At 63.2% G+C, this 17,789-nt stretch carries 17 protein-coding genes; 5 read left to right on the top strand and 12 right to left on the bottom strand.

Annotated elements, in window-relative coordinates:
• Complete coding sequence (gene wecB / locus IEV67_RS09030; protein ID WP_188436232.1) at nucleotides 1-1,134, top strand: non-hydrolyzing UDP-N-acetylglucosamine 2-epimerase; 1,134 nt, start codon at nucleotides 1-3, stop codon at nucleotides 1,132-1,134.
• Nucleotides 1,135-1,569: 435 nt separating this feature from the next.
• Entirely contained in the window at nucleotides 1,570-2,448 is an 879-nt protein-coding gene (locus IEV67_RS09025; RefSeq protein WP_188436231.1) for a lipopolysaccharide biosynthesis protein, read from the top strand.
• Nucleotides 2,449-4,106: 1,658 nt separating this feature from the next.
• On the opposite strand, the gene IEV67_RS09020 is transcribed toward IEV67_RS09025, so the two are convergent.
• The 11 genes from IEV67_RS09020 to IEV67_RS08970 form a co-directional block, all read right to left on the bottom strand.
• The gene (locus IEV67_RS09020; protein ID WP_188436230.1) at nucleotides 4,107-5,327 is read right to left on the bottom strand and encodes a glycosyltransferase family 4 protein; all 1,221 of its coding nucleotides are present in this window, start codon (nucleotides 5,325-5,327) and stop codon (nucleotides 4,107-4,109) included.
• Between the two features lie 303 nt (nucleotides 5,328-5,630).
• Nucleotides 5,631-7,418, bottom strand: coding sequence for a DUF4012 domain-containing protein (locus IEV67_RS09015; protein WP_188436229.1), 1,788 nt, complete (start codon nucleotides 7,416-7,418; stop codon nucleotides 5,631-5,633).
• 67 nt (nucleotides 7,419-7,485) lie between these two features.
• The gene (locus IEV67_RS09010; protein WP_188436228.1) at nucleotides 7,486-8,265 is read right to left on the bottom strand and encodes an arsenate reductase/protein-tyrosine-phosphatase family protein; all 780 of its coding nucleotides are present in this window, start codon (nucleotides 8,263-8,265) and stop codon (nucleotides 7,486-7,488) included.
• Entirely contained in the window at nucleotides 8,262-8,726 is a 465-nt protein-coding gene (locus IEV67_RS09005; RefSeq protein WP_188436227.1) for a VanZ family protein, read from the bottom strand. The genes IEV67_RS09010 and IEV67_RS09005 overlap by 4 nt, the downstream gene beginning before the upstream one ends.
• Nucleotides 8,727-8,780: 54 nt before the next feature.
• Nucleotides 8,781-9,164 (bottom strand): response regulator transcription factor, encoded by a 384-nt coding sequence (locus IEV67_RS09000; RefSeq protein WP_188436226.1) that lies wholly within the window; start codon nucleotides 9,162-9,164, stop codon nucleotides 8,781-8,783.
• Entirely contained in the window at nucleotides 9,164-9,694 is a 531-nt protein-coding gene (locus IEV67_RS08995; RefSeq protein WP_188436225.1) for a hypothetical protein, read from the bottom strand. The genes IEV67_RS09000 and IEV67_RS08995 overlap by 1 nt, the downstream gene beginning before the upstream one ends.
• Nucleotides 9,691-10,215 (bottom strand): signal peptidase I, encoded by a 525-nt coding sequence (locus IEV67_RS08990; protein ID WP_052166712.1) that lies wholly within the window; start codon nucleotides 10,213-10,215, stop codon nucleotides 9,691-9,693. Before IEV67_RS08990 ends, IEV67_RS08995 begins: the two co-directional genes overlap by 4 nt.
• 46 nt (nucleotides 10,216-10,261) lie before the next feature.
• Nucleotides 10,262-10,825: a hypothetical protein gene (locus tag IEV67_RS08985; RefSeq protein WP_188436224.1), complete on the bottom strand. Its 564-nt coding sequence runs from the start codon at nucleotides 10,823-10,825 to the stop codon at nucleotides 10,262-10,264.
• Between the two features lie 407 nt (nucleotides 10,826-11,232).
• Nucleotides 11,233-12,120, bottom strand: coding sequence for a response regulator transcription factor (locus IEV67_RS08980; protein WP_188436223.1), 888 nt, complete (start codon nucleotides 12,118-12,120; stop codon nucleotides 11,233-11,235).
• Nucleotides 12,121-12,194: 74 nt separating this feature from the next.
• On the bottom strand, nucleotides 12,195-13,319 hold the full coding sequence (locus IEV67_RS08975) for a hypothetical protein (protein WP_188436222.1): 1,125 nt from the start codon (nucleotides 13,317-13,319) through the stop codon (nucleotides 12,195-12,197).
• Entirely contained in the window at nucleotides 13,316-14,998 is a 1,683-nt protein-coding gene (locus tag IEV67_RS08970; RefSeq protein ID WP_188436221.1) for a sensor histidine kinase, read from the bottom strand. Before IEV67_RS08970 ends, IEV67_RS08975 begins: the two co-directional genes overlap by 4 nt.
• Before the next feature lie 101 nt (nucleotides 14,999-15,099).
• Between IEV67_RS08970 and IEV67_RS08965 the strand changes: the two genes are divergently transcribed.
• Together IEV67_RS08965 and IEV67_RS08960 are read left to right on the top strand one after the other, a co-directional pair.
• Entirely contained in the window at nucleotides 15,100-15,345 is a 246-nt protein-coding gene (locus IEV67_RS08965; protein ID WP_188436220.1) for a CopG family transcriptional regulator, read from the top strand.
• Nucleotides 15,342-15,686 (top strand): type II toxin-antitoxin system PemK/MazF family toxin, encoded by a 345-nt coding sequence (locus IEV67_RS08960; protein WP_033104994.1) that lies wholly within the window; start codon nucleotides 15,342-15,344, stop codon nucleotides 15,684-15,686. The genes IEV67_RS08965 and IEV67_RS08960 overlap by 4 nt, the downstream gene beginning before the upstream one ends.
• On the opposite strand, the gene IEV67_RS08955 is transcribed toward IEV67_RS08960, so the two are convergent.
• Nucleotides 15,687-16,628: a Ppx/GppA phosphatase family protein gene (locus IEV67_RS08955; RefSeq protein ID WP_188436219.1), complete on the bottom strand. Its 942-nt coding sequence runs from the start codon at nucleotides 16,626-16,628 to the stop codon at nucleotides 15,687-15,689.
• Nucleotides 16,629-16,731: 103 nt separating this feature from the next.
• Between IEV67_RS08955 and IEV67_RS08950 the strand changes: the two genes are divergently transcribed.
• Complete coding sequence (locus tag IEV67_RS08950) at nucleotides 16,732-17,787, top strand: hypothetical protein (protein ID WP_188436218.1); 1,056 nt, start codon at nucleotides 16,732-16,734, stop codon at nucleotides 17,785-17,787.
• Nucleotides 17,788-17,789: the final 2 nt, after the last annotated feature.

The raw sequence follows: 17,789 nt of genomic DNA, 5'->3' as shown, positions 1-17,789 counted from the left end.
ATGACGAAACGACTCAAGGTACTAACGGTCGTGGGAACTCGACCAGAGATCATCCGGCTGGCCGCGACGATAAAGTTGCTCGATCGACACACGGACCATGTGCTGGTGCACACTGGTCAGAACTACGACTACGAACTGAATGAGGTCTTCTTCGAAGACCTCGGTTTGCGCCGCCCGGACCATTTCCTAGAGGCCGACACCTCTTCATTAGGAACCGCCCTCGGGAGCATCCTCGCAAAGACCGAGGCCGTTCTTCTTAAGGAGTCACCGGACGCATTTGTCGTATTGGGCGACACCAATAGTTGCATCTCCGCGGTCATCGCGAAGCGCCTCAAAGTGCCCGTCTTCCACATGGAGGCCGGGAATAGATCGTTCGATGAAAATGTTCCAGAAGAGACAAACCGTCGGCTGGTCGATCACGTATCGGACTATAACCTGGTCTACACAGAACATGCTCGGCGAAACCTGCTGGCGGAGGGTATTCATCCTTCGCGCATCCTGCTTACTGGCTCGCCCATGCGAGAGGTGCTTGAGCAGAACTCTCAGCAGATCGCCGCAAGCGATGTGCTCGAGCGTCAGCATCTCGAGCCGGGTCAATACTTTCTGGTCAGCCTTCACCGTGAAGAGAATGTCGACAACATCGACAGGCTTCGTAGCGCTGTTGCGTCGCTTCAGGCGTTACGCGCAGCGTACGGAGTTCCGATTCTCGTATCCACGCACCCGCGCACGCGGAAACGTCTTGAGGAACTCGATGGCGATTCGAAGGAAGGTATCGTATTCCACCCTCCGTTCGGATTCAACGACTACATTCGACTACAGCAGGATGCGAAGCTGGTCCTCTCTGACAGCGGAACGATCAGTGAAGAGTCGTCGATTCTGCAGTTCCCTGCGGTTACCCTCCGCGACGCGATCGAACGCCCGGAGGCCTTGGACATGGGGTCGATCATCACAGCGGGAATTGAACCTGATGCTGTCCTGGATGCTGTTCGAATCACGCTTGACCGAATCGGGGAGTGCTCTCGGTACCCACTTCCTGCGGAGTACGCAGTTGACGATACGTCGCATCGTGCCTTGGGGTTCATCCGCTCCAACGCGATCACGCATCATGCGCGCAATTCGATCAGAACCGCATAGATGCCGGGTACGAGTTCGGCCAGCCCCGGTAGGGTGCCAGCGGGGGCGACAAGAACAATAGGTGCGCGAGGGGTCTCACTACTCGCAACGTTCCTTCTCTCCATTAGCGGGGCGAGATTTCTCGGGCCGGAACTCGCCGGAGCGTTCTTTCTCGTCTATACGATCGTGGCTCTGCTAGCGACAGTCGGAAGACTCGGCACCGACAATCTAGCGCTTCGCTTGTTGGGCGGAGATACCAGAACAGCGCGCACCGATATCGCCCGGCTATTCGTCCTGTCTATGGTCGGGGGAATTGGGGCATTCATACTGGGCGCTGCAGTCATTCACTTCCTAGTCGGTGAGCATGTGAGCGCTGGGGTCGGTGTGCTTGTTGCAACATGCATCGCGGCACAGGCCATCTCGGTTCTATCAGGAACTGTCCTGCGGGGACTAGGCATGCTTGCTTCGGGAGTATTCGCTGAGCTCGGCTCGCTCCCGCTGATCGCCACGGTCGTGATTGCCGGTGCCGGCTCCATCCTTCCCGGGGGCATTACGCTGAACGGTGCGCTGGGCGCTATGACGATCGGAGCATGGGCGACAGCGGCCTGGTCTTTGCCGCTTGCGGTCACGATGTCGAGACGAAAGCTCATCGACCAAGATGGTTCCTCCGTGCCGGCGGCGGAGTTCTTCCGGACGCACCGTAGACGACTGGCGTCGATGATGGGTACCTCCACGCTCGCATACGGCATGGTCTGGGCTCCAGTGTTCGTCCTGTCGGTGACGGCGGATCTGAGTCAGGTTTCGTACTACTCCGTAGGATTGCGGCTTGCGAACATAGTCGCTCTGCTTCCGACCATTCAGATCTCGTACCTCGCGCCCGAGTTTGCGCGCCGCTACTACGCCGATGACGTTAAAGGCCTGAACGCCCTCGCGGGCCGCTCCGCCTTTCTAGTCGGTGCGATAACCGTGGTTCCGCTGCTCGTCCTGGTAGCGTTTGCGACACCAATCATGACTTTGCTCTTCGGGGTGGAATTTGCGGCGGCAACGCCGATCATGGTGATCTTGAGCATCGGCGTATTCCTAGTGATGCTGCTTGGACAGGTGAATCAGCTCATGCTGCTATGCGGGTTGGAGGGCACGGCCTTGCTTCTAACCTTGTCAGGTCTGGTCATGTGGTCAACGCTCGGGATGTGGATTGGGGCGCAGACGGGTGCGGTCGGCACAGCCTGGCTCGGAGCCACAGCGAGCGTCGTCTACTCGATTACTGCAGCGATCGCCCTGCAGCGGCGGAGCGGAATCGAGTCTTACGCCCGGATTGCTCCCGGGCGCAGGTAGGCACCGGAGGGCGATCGATTCTTCGCGGTCATTCTCCAGTCGGGCGCACCATTACGAACGATAACTCAACTGTTTGCGGCACATCCCATGATCGAATCCAGTTTGGTCGGCCATGCGTCCAGAGCGCTGAGCTGAAATCGACGATTCTGCAAGGTCCATGAGGGCAATCCTGAACGCGACCACCGCAGAAAGAAACGCCGTCGCCCAACAACGACAGCCGTAGCGCGAATCAGCTCCTGGGTCGCGTGCAAGGGAGTGGAGCTATCCTGCGGAAATAGGGCAGCGGGTCATACGCTGCAGTTGCTGAGGGAGTGGTCAGGGTTGCGTTACGCCCGGAAATCGGTTTCGGTTAGTTTGGTAGAACGGCGGACCGGCCAGGTGCGCGGGGCGCACGCCGTGCTCCCCTGGGCGCTCTATCGAGTTGCCGTAGGCCTGCGCGAAAAATGTATGCGAGCAATAGCACTACGTACCCGATGTAGGTTGGTCCGCTCGCAGCGAGTTGAAGGTTCTGTGGTGTGTACAAAACTCCCAGCCATGTGAGGACAAAGACGCCTACAGAAAGGAAATCGCCGTCCCTCAACGACGACACCCAAGAACTCCCAAGAACCAATCCTTGTAGGATGAAGAGAAATGGGATCAGGATCCAGGGAATGTCGTTCGCGAAGCTAGTTATCGCCGTGCTCCAGTACCAGGTGGCGGACCAGCCAACCTCACCTAGCTGGGCTGACACCGACGGTGCCTCCTGGAAACCGAACAGTCGCGCGAGCAAGTCATTCACAGCTGGTGAGTGCGCGAGCCCGCCGCCGAATGCCCATTCGGTCTCGAAAGCTCGGCCGAGGCCCTCCATGCCCTGTGACATGTATGAAGCCATGGATTGGAACGCAGCGTCGAACAATGTGCGTTCTTCACGCATGCCTAAACATTCCACTGCCCCAGGAGGGCAAAAGGCTCCCTCAAGCCCGCGACTTGCCTTACGCATAGCAAACAAAAGCGCAAAGATGACGGCGCTCCCTACGAGTACGATCATGTCGCGCCACCTGATCCCGATATCACGTCGATACCGGGAGATTACCCATGCTGCGCCAACGACGATTAGAGCCCATCCCAATTGCTGATCGCGTCCAACCATGATGCTAGTTACAACGGGAACTGCGAGGGCAATGAGGAAAACGACTAGCCCGCGCCGCCGTTCGAACCAGTAGAGCGCTGCCAGCGGCAATGCGACGAGTGTAAGTGGTGCGAGGAGCGACTGAACCAAAAGCAAGCCGGTGCGTGAATCAGTTCCTTCGAGGATGCGCTGACTGCTTTGCTCGAAAGCGGCCCCTTGGTCCGCGAGTGCAGAGCTAACGTCCGTGAGAGAGTAGCCTGAGTAGGCGGAAATCGCGGGGAACATAAGCAGCACTGAAGCGGCAACTCCAATGAGGATCACCTTGGGATATTTCTCAGGAAGTGGGGTCGATACGGTTGATCGAGGCGTGCTCCACACGTAACCTATAAAGAGAAAAAGGGCGCAAAATCCCATCATGGTGAGCACAAGCAGAAGGTTCGTGCGGTAATACGGTATAGGCCACGGTAATACAAATAATGTGACGCATAAAGTCCACCATGAAAGTGCTACGAAAAGTGGAGCATAGATTCGCATTGTTGTGGGGGTGTTGCTACGGCTCAATATCCGCCTCTATCTGTGGAGAGGAAAGGGTGTCTCGGGCAATTCGATCCAAATGTTCCACGACTCGCTCCACGCTTAGGCGGGCGTTGAAAACGTCGTGCGCTGCAACTGACATCTTCTTGAGTTCGCCAGTGTGGAGGGACCTCTCAAGTTTGCGAATGGCGATTGCGAGTGCCTCGGGATCACCGGCCGGAACAGACAGGCCAGCCCCATTCTGAATCACGAACTCTCCAGCATCGGATGAAGCTTCGACACAAACTAGAACCGGAATGCCGAGACTGCAATATTCGACGATCTTGGATGGGAACGAGGGCGGGCTGATGCCGGGTACTGTGATTGCGAGTCCGACATGGGCGCTTCGAGCAAGGTCTCGATACTCCTCTCGCGGGAGCGCACCGAGGAACTCGATGTTGCTCAATCCAAGGCCAGCGGCTCTCTCTTCCAGTACACGTCGTTCGGGGCCCTCGCCGGCGACGAGAATCTGCACACTCGAACTCTGACTTTGTAGGAGCAGCGCCGCGTCGACGAGGGTGTCTATGCCACGTCCTTTGGCTATCTGCCCGCCGAAGATGACTCTGAGCGGCGGCCCGGGTAGTGGCCGTGTTGTCAGTTGCTTCGAGGAGGCCCACGGCGGCACCTCGATCGTTGCATTCTTGGCGCCTCGATGGTATGAAAAGAAAAATCGTCGATTTGCTGGGCTCATGAGGGCGACGACGTCTGCGGCATCGATGGATCGTCGCTCGATGACTTTCATCACGCTTCCGAGCCACGGAAGGTTAATCCGCCCGATCTCGAGCTGGTGGATCGGAAAGAAATCCCACAAGAATAATACGCTTCGGCGTACCACGCCCGCTTTTCGGACGCGGCGAGGAAAGCCCCAGCTGAACGACGCGGGCGAGGCAAAAACGCATAGGTCGTATTGGCGGCGCGCGACCCAGGAGTACGCGTGCGTGTGCAGGCCAAGACCTACACGGAAATGGCCGAACAATCGTGAAAGCCCGCCACGCGTGGGGCGTGAAGGCCCGACACTGAACAATGTGATGCGCGGATCTTCGGCAGGCTGCTCGCCTCGGGGGCGCGGCGTCTTGGGGTCTCCGACGATGACGTCCACGCTGTGTCCCGCGTTAACAAGTGCTTCAGCGAGATCGTCCATCAGCCAGGGCTGGCGGTTGGGGCCGGCGAACCCGCCGGTCACCAATAACAATCGCATGGCTTGCCCTCCTGGTCGATTCGCTGAGCGACGGCGATGTACTGACCAGGCCGCACCAACTCGTGATCCGGATTCACTTCAGCGATGTCTGAATCCTATCGTGTTGGTTGAAGCCCGCACTGCGAGGTAGCGCTGGCTCTCTGCGGCTCATGGAATCCATCAGCACGACTGACGAACTGGATCAGCGGTGCCGGTGCCGAACTGTGGATCGGTGTCTTCTCAGCGGACCGAACTAAAGATCTCAGACGCCGGGACCGTCAGATCCAAGCATTCCGGACTTGGAGGGGCCGGAGATGATCGAACCTACTCGTCGCATGATTGGCTGATCTCGGTGTTTGTTGGCCGCGTTAAGGGGGTGTTCCATACTGTAAGTGGCCCATCGTTAGAGCTGAGGCCGCTATAGGTGAGCGAAAGAGTGTGTGAACTGACGAGGTTGTTGGCGATCTCTACCTTCACGACGGGCCGCCCGAGGTGGGAGCCCGACGCGAGAATGTGCGCGGGTGCGCCGTCGATCGTGACGTCCGTCACCGAGGTTCCGACAGGACCATAAAGCACAACGTAGGTACTGATGTCGCCGGGTGTGAAGTAAGGTCCGCTGATATATCGGGGAAGCGCGGCCGCTTGTTCGGCTGTGATGTTGGACGACAACGTTGCTTCAGCGGTCACGCTGTCTTCGGCGCGACACGCATCAATGCTTAGATCCAGGTAGTAGCTCATTTTGGAGCCGGTGTTGTCGTTCACGTACACACCGAGCGCTGTCTGGCCTTTGTTGTCTGCAGGCAGGACTCCTTCCATACGGGAACCCTGGACTAACTCGGTTTCTCGTGCGTTCGTGGTCCAGTAGAGCAACCGTCCTTCATCCGCGGCGCGCGTGAGCGCGGCAACGAACTTCACGGGGTCGAATGTGCCGCTCGTCACAGCGTTGAAGACACCGCTCGCTGCAGCGCCGAAGAATACGTTCTGTTCGATTGGATCCGAGTACCTGAAGTACGCCTCGTTCAGCAGCAAACTGACAGCGTTGTCCGAGCTCAGCGTGTCTCCAGTTGGCAGCTGAACCGGCCCTGTGGCTGAGAGTAGATAAGAGAGCGCGACAGGGTCGAACGACAACACGGCATCGAACGGTGTGAACCCCTCACGTTCCCACCACGCGCTGAGAATGCGAACGGCTTCGGGGAAGTCCGGAACCATTGTGAAGTCCGCAGTGTAGCGACCGATCTTGTCGCCAAATATATTGACGGCCTCGGGGTCTAGCTCGGTCACCGGGGTCGAGGGTGCGTTGTGGAACTGCTGGCTGGCGATCTCATCGACAATAGACAAACCGCCGTTCTCGGCGCGGAGCACGATGAAAATAGCGGCATTGCCGCCGAGACTGCGTGCTTCAGAGTTTCCCTGGAACATCAGCAGATAGTTCCGTGGCCCATCCGCGCCGAGCGCATTTGGCAAGACCTCTACGATGTCGCGTACCGGTTGGATCATCGGCTGGACCTCGGCCAATGCTCCGTCCAACTGGTCTATGCCGCTAGATACTTGATCGACAAGGCCTCCTCGATCGATCCTCTCGAGCGAGACCACAGCATCATCAATCCCGGTCTCGATCTGATCGATGAGGGCGGCGATGCCAGTGATCGCTTCCAGGTTGATTCGCCCCTCCTGAGGACGAAAGGCTTCAAGGCTGATGGTGCTCGCGGGGGCAACGACATCGGAAGCCAACTGGTTTGTAGTTACTGCGATTTGTCGAACTGCAGTCAGATTACCTCCGATAAACGGAGTCGAGGAGGCGAACGTCCAAAGGCGTCCGCTGCTTCCCGCAACAGCAGCCTCGGTCTGAGCCGTCAGCCGGTCGGAGGCGGTCGATGCAGACTCTAAGTCGCCCGCAGTGATGGCACGCTGCACCTCTTTGACCTCAGCGACGGCATTCACAAGGTGTCCGCGTACGTCCATCGCCTGGTCGTAGAGGCGTTTCCCGACGACGCCACCCGCGACGGCGAGCACCAACAGCAGCAACAGAATCCCGACGGGAATCCAGAAACGGAAGCTACGCAGCAGGGGTCGGCGCGTCTTCTCAGCACGCAGCTCGGCTCTCGTCGTCATGATCTCCATCGTAGGAGGCGGACGCCGTGGAGATGCCGTGAGCCGCTGCGCCTCTATAGTGCGTTGCTCACCCCAGAGCCGCTCGCACGACCCGCTCGACCTCATCCAGCGCGGGGATCAGCTGCGCGGCCGACTTCGCGTACGTCTCCTGCGAGCGGCGGTAGGGGTCGATCACGTCGTCGTCTTCGGGAGTAGCGGGCATGAGGCCGCGCTGGGCGCTGACCGCCTGCAGAACGGCGGCGAGCCGCGCTTTCGGGTCGGTCCCGGCGGCGTCGGCCGCGGCGCGCGCGGCCTCAGTGCTGAGCGTTGACGCGAGCCGTGCGAATTCCCTGACCGTGAACGTGCGCCGCATGCGGCTCGGCACCATCTTGACGGCATACGAGCGATGCTCGCGCGCCATGGCGAGCACCAGGTCGGCATCCAGCAGGTAGGGCTCCACCAGATAACGGGCGGCGTGAGCTGTAGCATCCGCCGGCTTTGCCCCCGACTTGACGGCGAGCGCCTGCGCGGGCGCGGTCATCTCGTGATCGACCAGCGCGTGCGTGCCGGCGCTGTGCACGCGCACACCGAGCGGCTCGAGCCGGGCACGCAGCAGCACTTCTGCCATGGGCGAGCGGCAGATGTTGCCGGTGCACACGGTGAGGATCGTCAGCGCATGCGGGGGGCTCGGCTGCGCAGCATCCTGCACGTCCGGCGCCTGGTCGGCTTGCAACCGGCTCGACTGCGGGTCCGCCGGCACCGGGCGCGCCTGTACCGGTGCATCCTGCGGCGTCTCGCTCGCGATCCGCCGACGCCATTCGCGACGGCTGACGCCCGGAGGCGGCGAGTCAGAGGAGGGAAAGATCATGCTTCCACCGTAGAGGCTCGCACGGTCCTCGGAGCAGGATGCCGCTGCACGAACAGGCGAACGGCGAGGCACCCGATCGCGGTGCCGATGGTGTTCGCGATGACATCCGACAGAGTCGGGTACCGGCTGGGCAGCAACGTCTGCACCAGTTCGATCGTCGCGCTCGCCGAATAGCCCAACAGCAATACCACCCAGGCGTTCGACCGGGGCCACGCGGCGACCAACAGCAGGCCGAGGGGCACGAACAGCGCGATGTTCGCGAGGAATTCGAACACCGTGTAGCTGGTGGCGAGAGAGATGGTCGAGTGCTCGCTCACGTAACGCGCGAAGCGGAAGACGATGCCGGTCACCTTGGATGCTGCGGTCGCAGGCAACCAGACGATCAGGGCCAGCGCCAGGGCATACGGCACGAGCATCACGCGCGCGAAGATCGCGATGGGCGGAACGCGGGACGACGGCATGAGCGACAGCTTACGAGACGCTCCTTGAGCGAGCCTGAGCACGACGGAGCCCGCCTACGACCGGCGCGCGCGACGCAGCATCGCCTCGACCCTGGCGCGGAGCTCGAGCGGGCGCAGCGGCTTGGTCATGTAACAATCCGCCCCGGACTGGTATCCCAGAATCACGTCGCTCTGCGCGGATCTCGTGCTGAGCACGATCAGATACGTTGCGCTGTCCGCGCGGATGCGCCGCGCGATCTCGAAACCGTCGGCGTCGGGGATGTCGATGCCCAGCACGGTGACGACAGGTGAGTACCGGCGAACGGACTCGACCGCCGTGGCAGGGGAGACGGAATGCACGGCGAGCCCGGCTCGTGCGAGCACCTCGATCACCGATGAGTGCTCGGCGGCATCATCGTCGATGACGACAGCGATCATCTGTGATGACGCCGCGTCCATCAGGAGCACATCGCGGACGCGCTGGGATCGTTCTCCACGACCTTGAAGTAGATCGAGTGCGTCTGCCACTCGAGTCCTGTGCCGCGCGCACGTGGCAATTGGCTGCAGTTCCAGCCGTCACGCGACGTGAACTGCGCGCCGGAGAGCACCTTCGACGAGGTCCAGGACCACGTCGTCTCATTCCCCTGCAATGTGCTCAGATCGACGTCGAAGCTGACCCAGCGGGTTCCGCTGGGAACGTCGAAGTTCAGGTAGTAGTTCCGATAGTGCTTTCCGGAATCGACCCACCCGAAGTAGTACGAAGTGCCGACGACGCTGCATCCGGCGAGCTGGACCCGGTTGTCGCCGTAGGCGACGCAGGTACTCGCCGTGGTGGTCGTCCAGGTGCCTGCCGTCACCGCCGCAGCCACCTGTCCCTGATCGGTCCACGATGCGGAGGTGCGCTCGAGTCCCTGATCGGCAGCGGCCGCCCCCAAGCCACCGCCGATCAGAAGCGCGATCGCGAGCGCGACGAAGCGCTTGTTCTTCATGCCCGTGCGACCTTCGGCGCCGGACGAGGTCTGGCAGCGGGAGGCGTCAGCATGGTGAGCCCCAGCAGTCCGAGAAGACCCACCATCAGTGGCACCGCCACAGCGGGCGTGGTCAGGCGCATGAGCACGGTGCCCCAGCCGGAGAACTGGAGCGACGGCTGCCAGACCTCACCCGACACCGCGTAGTCGAGCGCGTCGGTGTAGTCGTTGTTGTCGCCCTTCATGGTGATCGTGTATCCGCCGTCGACGGCCGGCTCGATCGCCGCGATGCGGTGCGTGACCAGATCTTCGGTCAGCTCGCTCGGCAGGCTGATGACGTCGCCGACGACCAGATCGGATGCCGGCACGCGAGTGTCGATGATCAGGTCTCCGGTCATGATCCCGGGCTCCATCGAGCCGGAGATCACGACCAGCGGCTTGATGAACCCGAGCGACGTCAGCGCCCAGACCACGCCGCACGCGACGCCGATCGCCGCGAGGGTCCACAACGCAGCCATGGCGACGCGACGCAGTGCCTGCATTATGGTTCCCTCGTGTCTCGGTGTCTCGTGTCTTAGTGGCTAGTGATCAGGAAGTCGCGGTGGCGGTCAGCGTCACGACCACGGTGCCGGACTTGCCGACGTTCGCCGAAGTCCAATCGGCAGGGGTCGTGAGCGACAGCAGGAACTGGTCGTCCGAGCCGGTCTGGCCCGTCGGTGCGAGCGTCTCGGCGAGGCCGGAGAGCGTGGCGGATGGGTTCGCCGCGAACGTCGAGCCTTCGGCGAAGCCGACCGTCTTGGTGAGATTGGCAGCGACGGAGCTGTCGTTGCGCACCCAGAGGTTCACGTCGCGCTTCTGACCGGGCAGCAGGTTGGCGTACGCGGTCGACGGGACCTTGACGTCGATGGTCGTGACGCCGTCAACCGTCTTCGCGGCACCCTGAGACCAGGTCTTTCCATCGAGCGACACCTGCAGATCGAAGGTGGCGGCGCTGGCGGAGGCGCTGAACCAGCCGTTGTCGGTCCACGCGGCGCTCGTCGCTGCGGCGCCGATACCGCCGATGGCGAGTACCGCGAGGCCGAAGGCGATGAACGGGCGGCGCTTGTTGCGGCGCTCCTGCGAAGGGACGGTTTCAATGTGGCTCGATGTCATGTTCTGAAGCTATGGAACCTGCCTCAACGTGCACCCAAGTAGCCCATCGTGCCGTCTAAAGGTTGAATGAAGGGTCATGCCGGAATGCGCGGGTCAATGCATCTTGGCCGACCAAAAGTCATAGTAATGCGTAGGACAAATGGCTAACACTCCATGGACCTTTGGGGAATCTTGTGGTGGCCTTGTGGCTAGGTCAAGGTCGGGGAGTCAGGATCGCATTGTCGGAGCGCAGACCCGCTCACACTGCATCCGATGAAGACAGAGTTCAACAGCCTTCGCTGTGGGGAGCGAAGGAGGGGGAGGCATCTGGGGTCGAGACCTGCGCATGCGCTTGGGGAAGCGCATGCGCAGGATCGGATGCCCCGTGCCGGCGCTTCCGCCGCGCACGCGGCGAAGACAACTCGAACTCAGGCGCGTTCAGACGTGAGACGGTAGCCGACTCCGCGTACGGTCTCGATGTAGCGAGGCTGCGTAGGAGCATCGCCCAGCTTGCGCCGCAGGTTCGTCATGTGCGCTTCGATGGCGCGCTTGTCAGCCTCGCCCACGAAGTCGGTTGTGAGGTACGACTCGCCGCGCAGCACAAGTGTGAGCTCGACTTTGCTGCGCACCCGGCGCTTCGACTCCATCAGCGCGTGCAGCAGATCGAACTCGGTGCGGGTCAACTCGACCACGCGGTCTTCGATGAGCGCGATCCTGGTCTCAGGGTCCAGGCGCAGGTCGCGGTGCACGACCCACGCGCTGTCGTCGCCGGCGGGGAGCGGCCCGCCCGGATGCGCCGACTCGAGGACGGTCATATCCGACGGCGGAGTCGACGTCGGAGAATCGGCGATGCCCATGGTCGTCGGCGCGGCGGAGGCCGCCACCTGCGGCGCCGCCGCAGTCGATGACGCGGGCACGGCAGGCACCGTGCCAGTGCGCGGACGACGCAGCAGCGCCTCGATCCGCGCCCGCAGCTCACGCGGCCGGAACGGCTTGTTCAGGTACTCGTCTGCGCCGGCACTGAGGCCGAGCACGACGTCGGCCTCTTCATCGAGGGCGCTGAGCATGATGATGTACGTGTCGCTCTGGGTGCGGATGCGGCGCGCGGCCTCGAACCCGTCGATGCCCGGCATGTTCACATCGAGCGTCGTGATCAACGGCTGATGCGTGAGCACGGCGTTCACTCCATCGATGCCGTTGTCGACCGCGACCGTCGCGAACCCTGCCGCTTGGAGCACCCGAACCAGAAGATCACGCACATCCTGATCGTCTTCGACGATCACCGCAGTCTTCTGCGTCTGCGCGGCGTCATGCATCTGTGCAGTTCTTTCACTCAACGTCAGGAATCAGGGACTTCCACGGTCATGTTACAGGGCATGGATCCGGTGCGTCATGGAGTCGTCTCGCGAACCCGCTCCCACCGGTTGCCGCCCGCCCTCTGCGCGATCTCGGCCGCGGCGGAGGCGGATGCCAGCAGGTCGTCGAGGTCGTAGCCGGCCACCGGAACCTGCGTCCAGCCGACGCTCGCCGACATCCGGATCGGTACCGGCTGGCGGTCATCGATCGTCGACACCCGCTCGAGCAGATCCGTCACCACCTCGCGCACGCCGCCCTGCGCGCGCGGCACGAGCGCGATGAACCGGGTCGCGCTGAGCTGCTCGATGTCAGCATCCGCGGGCAGCGCCGCGTCGACATCGCGACCGAATCGCTCGCTGATGGAGTTGAACCCGGCGCTGCTGGATGCTGAGCGGATGTCGTCTGGGTCATCCAGGCGGATGTCGAGAAGCGACCACCACGGGTCGGAGGCGGCCTCGGCGCGATTGAGCCGGTTGCGCACCGTGCTGTCGAAGGTGTTGCGCGGCGAGAGCGTCGTGTCGCCGGCGCGCGTGGTGAGCAGCAGACAGGTGACGAGGTTGCAGGTGATGTAGACCGTGATGCCGATCATGTTGAGCGTGCGCAGGAACTGCAGGCTGTCGGCGCCGCCGATGGTGCCATTGGCAACCAGTACCCCATTGATGATCGTGATGAGGGCGAACACCAGGAACGCCGCCGAGACGGCCATGAGCGGAAGCGCTTCGTCGCGCAGGTGGGGCCCCAGGCGCACGAGCTCCACGAGCATGAGCACCGCGAACACCGCTGTCGACGAGAAGAGCACCCGGAAACCGATCCCGTATACGCCGAAGTACATGGTGGCGACGAGGAAGAGCGGCATGACCACGACGAAAGTCGCGGACAGCACCACGAACTGACGTTCGAGGCCTCGATACGCACGCAGGCCCGACCACATCAGCGGCATCGGCGCGATGACCAGCGCAGACCCGAGCGCACGCAGCGGCTCGGAATCGAGCATCTCGTGGGCGAGCCAGACGTACGCGCCGACCATCGCGATCGCGAAGCCCGCGGACCAGATCGCCGTGGCGCGCGAGGGCCTCGGCAGGAAGCCCAGCGCGATGAAGATGACGGTGGCGACCGTCGCCACGGCGATGACGGGCATCACCAGGGAGGAGTTGATCATGCGGGGCTCCGTTCCGGAGACGACTCGCGGGACTCGCGAGACGAGGGGAGGACGATGCTGACTTCGGTGCCCTGACCGAGATCGCTCTTCACATCGATGCGGCCACCCTGCGCGAGGACGATGTCGCGCGAGATGCCGAGTCCGAGGCCAGTGCCGGGGATTCCCTGCTCACGGGCGACGTCGGTGCGGAAGTCGGGCTCGAAGATGCGGGGGAGGTCGTCGTCGCCGATGCCGATGCCGGTGTCGGTGACGGTGAGGGCGACTTCGCCCGGGGCGGGGCAGTGACCGCGCACACTGACCTTCCCGCCGCGCTGGACGTACTTGATCGCATTGCTGATCACGTTGTCGACGACCTGACGCAACCGGAAGGCGTCTGCGCACAGGGGGAGGTACTGCTCCAGATCGACGTCCAGGGCGATGCCGCCGGCATCCGCGACCGGGGCGAAGCCCTCGACCGACGCCCGTGCGATGTCGGCGAGGTCGAAGTGCACGTCGGTCTCGTCGGCGCGTTCGCCTGGCTTCACGAGTGCGTCATCGATCAGGCGCTGCATCCGCGAGCCCGCACGCTCGACGACGCCGAGCTGCCGGTGCGCAGCCTCGGTGATGTCGTCGCGCTCCATGAGCAGATCGATGTGCCCGAGGATCGCGGTGAGAGGATTGCGCAGTTCATGTGACATGGTGCGGCGCCTGGCAGAGGCATCGGCGTGCGGGTCGATCGACTCGGTCACGTCGCGCACGATCAGCAGCACGCCGTCGTTGGCGACCTGGCCGTCACCCATCACCCTGGTGGACGCACTCAGGGCCCGCCATTCGCCATCGATCCCGAACAGCCACACGACCTCGTCCTCGAACAGCTCGCCTCGCATGGCGCGGGAGATCGTCGTCTGCGCGAGGGGCACCGGCGTTCCACGGCGCTCGTGATACTCCACGGCCAGCGTCGGGTGGAACTGCGCTGATTCGTCGAGGGCGTACAGCGTGTGAAAGGCGTTGTTCGAGATCTCGATCAGTCCGCCCTTTCCTGCCCGTGCGACGCCGACGTCGAGCGAGTCCATCAGTCGTCGAGTGCGGGCCTTCTGCTCGGTGACGCGATGAAGGGCGTGAGCGAGGCGAGCGGACTGTGCGCTCAGCAGCCGTCGGGTCGAGCGGTTGCGCACGGAGCCGACCATCATGATGACCCCGACGAAGCCGAGAGTGACCATGAGGATGACGGCGTTGATGATGGTGTCGACCGTGAGGCCCCGGAGGAAGAGCCCTCCCAGCGTGATCGATCCGATCAGGCAGAGCGTGGAGATGAGGATGACGGGGGAGTAGTACGACGCGATCCACGCGACCAGCAGCACCCAGAGGAAGACGATCGCCGGACTGCTGCCGTAGCCGAGCAGGCCGACCGCGAGAATGTCGAGTAACGGCACGACCAGCACGCCGGCAGGGCCGACCCGATGCCACGGCACGGCCAAGGTGGCGATCGTTATCGCGATGATGAAGATCAGGCCCAGACCGAACGCCCAGACCGTGAACATCGTGGGAGTGAGCAGGGCCACACCGAGCGCGATCATCACGACGGTGAAGCCGAGGATGAGCTGCCACTGCCAGATCGAGCGCGAACGCCGGTCGCCGGCGAAGTGCGTGGGGTCGGCCGCGGGTGGCGCCGTCGCGCGCGCTGCGCCATCCCTCCACATGAGCGTCAGTGTATCTGTGCGGCGGGTCGGCTCCTGGACACTCTCCTCCGTCGACGCCGCGCAACCCTTGCCCGTTCGGTATAACGAGTTATACTTTAATCATGAAGACTGCGATCTCGATACCGAACGGCGACTTCGAACGATTCGAACGCGTGGCCGCCCGGCACGGCATGAACCGGTCGGAGTTCTATCGTCTTGCCGGGCGACGTCTCGCAGAAGAGCTGGAAGGGGAAGCGGAATTGACTGCGCTGGCGAACTCGGTCATCACCCGAGTCGGCCAACCCTCTGCGGACACCCCGTTCCTCCGCGAATCGGAACACATCGTGGGTGAAGGCACGAGCTGGTGATCTCGCACGGCGACGTCGTCTGGGTTGATTTCGGTTCACCGCGGGGATCGGAGCCCGCCAAGCGTCGGCCGGCTGTCGTTCTGCAAGAAGACTGGCTCCTCGCATCAGATATCGCGACTGTGCTCGTGGTTCCACTCACGTCGAACATCGCGCTCGAGGCTTTTCCAGGCAACGTGCTCGTTCCGATCGATGCATCCGGGCTCGGGCGAGACTCCGTCGCCGTGGTTTCACAGATCGGTCCGGTCAGCCGCGAATACGTTGAACCGTATCCGGTCGGACACGTCCCGACCTACGTGCTCTCGAAGATCACCGACGGGATTCGATTGGTCTTAGGGATCTGATCAGATCCCGACGCCGCCCCAGCTGAGTGACTCCGTGTAGCGCAGCAGCACGCCCTCGCGTAGCGCCCACGGCGACACTTCGAGTTCGTCGATGTCGAGCATCTTCATCGCGGTGTGCAGCACGACGGCGGCCGCGACGATCTGGAACGTGCGGTCCGGTGTGATCCCCGGCAGCTCCTGGCGAGCGATCGCCGGAATGCGGGCGAGCCGCGGGATCCATGCCTTCAATGACGAACGCGAGAGCACCGTGCGGTCGAAGCCGAGACCCGACACCTCTCGCCCTGCGAGGTTCGCGAGGGAGCGGATCGCCTTCGACGAGCCCACCATGTGATCCGGGGCGGGGAGGGCGTTGAGATTCTCGGCCACGGGCGCGAGCAGTTCGGCGGCGTGCGCACGCAGCTGCTCGACAGCATCCTCACCCGGCGGGTCCTCGGGCAGGAACTGGACGGTCATGCGCCCGGCGCCGAGGGGAACGGATGCCGCGACCTCCGGCACCTCGTCGCCACCGGCCGCGAACTCGAACGACCCGCCGCCGATGTCGAGCAGCAGGATGCGTCCGGCATCCCATCCGAACCAGCGCCGCACGGCGAGGAAGGTCAGCCCCGCCTCTTCCACGCCGGTGAGCACCTGCAGCGGCTGGCCGAGAGCGGCCTCGATGCGGGCGATGACCTCTTCGCCGTTGAGCGCCTCGCGCACGGCACTGGTCGCGGTCGCCAGCAGGGTCTCGACGCGTTCGGTGACGGCGATCTCGCGGGCCCTGGTGACCGCGGCTTCCAGCGCCTGTACGCCCTCTTCACTGATCGCGCCCTCGGGCGTGAGATAGCGCATCAGGCGCACCACCGTGCGATCGCTCGTCGTCGCCAGCGGGCGGCCACCTGGTCGGGCATCCGCGGCGAGGAGGTGGACGGTGTTCGAACCGATGTCGAGGATTCCGAGGCGCACGCAAGAAGAGTACCGGTGTGTGGTCTTCTCGCCGTTGCGGTGCCATGATGGCGTCAGGATCGACGCTGGGGTGGATCCGCAATCGATGCTGGGGAGCGAAGCGATGCCCGTACTCATCGGGATGACGATTCTTCTGGGGCTCATCGGGGCAGTGGTGCTGGTGATCACCGCCGAGGACGTGCGAAGCGCGTTGGCGTGGACCGCCGTCACGGACTGGGGCGATTTCACCGTCAATCTGCCGCTGATCGTCGCGATCATCGCGGGCATCGGCGTCTTCGTGCTCTCGATACCGTGGCGCAGCGAGATGGACGCGCTTCGTCCGGCCTGGATCGGACTCTCCGCCGGCGTTCTCACGCTGCTCGCGTCTTTCGGTATGTGGGCGACGTTCGCGCTGTGGATCGTCAATCTGTTCCGCGTCCGCGTCGTGGAACCGTCGCAGTTCGCGCTGTGGGTGGCAGCGATCTGGTTCGTCGGCACCGTCGTCTGGTGGGCCTGGCTCGTCTGGAGTCACCGCCGTTGGCGTGTCGAGACCGCGGTGCAGCGGCGCGACTTCACGGTACCTGGGCCGCGCAGCTTCGCGGGTGAGATCGTCGCGGCGCCGGGAGAGCCGCTGCAGCGTGACCCGCTGTACGGCGGCGCGTGCGTGTCGTGGAGCGCGGACGGCACCAGTGAGGACGTGTGGGAGGAGAACGTCGGCAAGTGGGACGAGGCCACGCACGAGGTCAAGGACAACTGGGTGCAGACGTTCCGACAGCGCAAAGAGAGCACGAACTTCGATTCAGCGGCATCCGCGTTCTACGTTCTCGTCGGGAACACCTACGTGTACGTGCGCCCAGCCGGTGTGGAGATGTCAGGACGGATCGGTGTGCGCGCGACGATCGAGAGCCTGCGCTTCGCCGACAGGACCCTCGCCGAACATGCGAAGCGCCTCGGGTTGATCTACATCCGCACTCGGCTGCTCAGTGTCGGAGATGCGGTCGTCGCCAGCGGAGTGATCACGGCGGATGCCGAGGGGCGGCTGTCGATGCAGGCGAAGCCGCAGCGGCGGTGGCGGGGAGCACTGGTGCCGACGGCATCCGTTCGTCTGCTCGGAAGAGGGCCCCGAGACCGGCGACATCGACAGGCGATGAAAGCTGCAGAGCAACGCTCGATTCAGTGAAC

Origin of the sequence: Microbacterium murale (assembly GCF_014635185.1) — a bacterium.
Classification (GTDB): Bacteria; Actinomycetota; Actinomycetes; order Actinomycetales; family Microbacteriaceae; genus Microbacterium; species Microbacterium murale.
The sequence above is the reverse complement of the archived record's forward strand: the minus strand, read 5'-3'. Positions and strand labels throughout refer to the sequence as shown.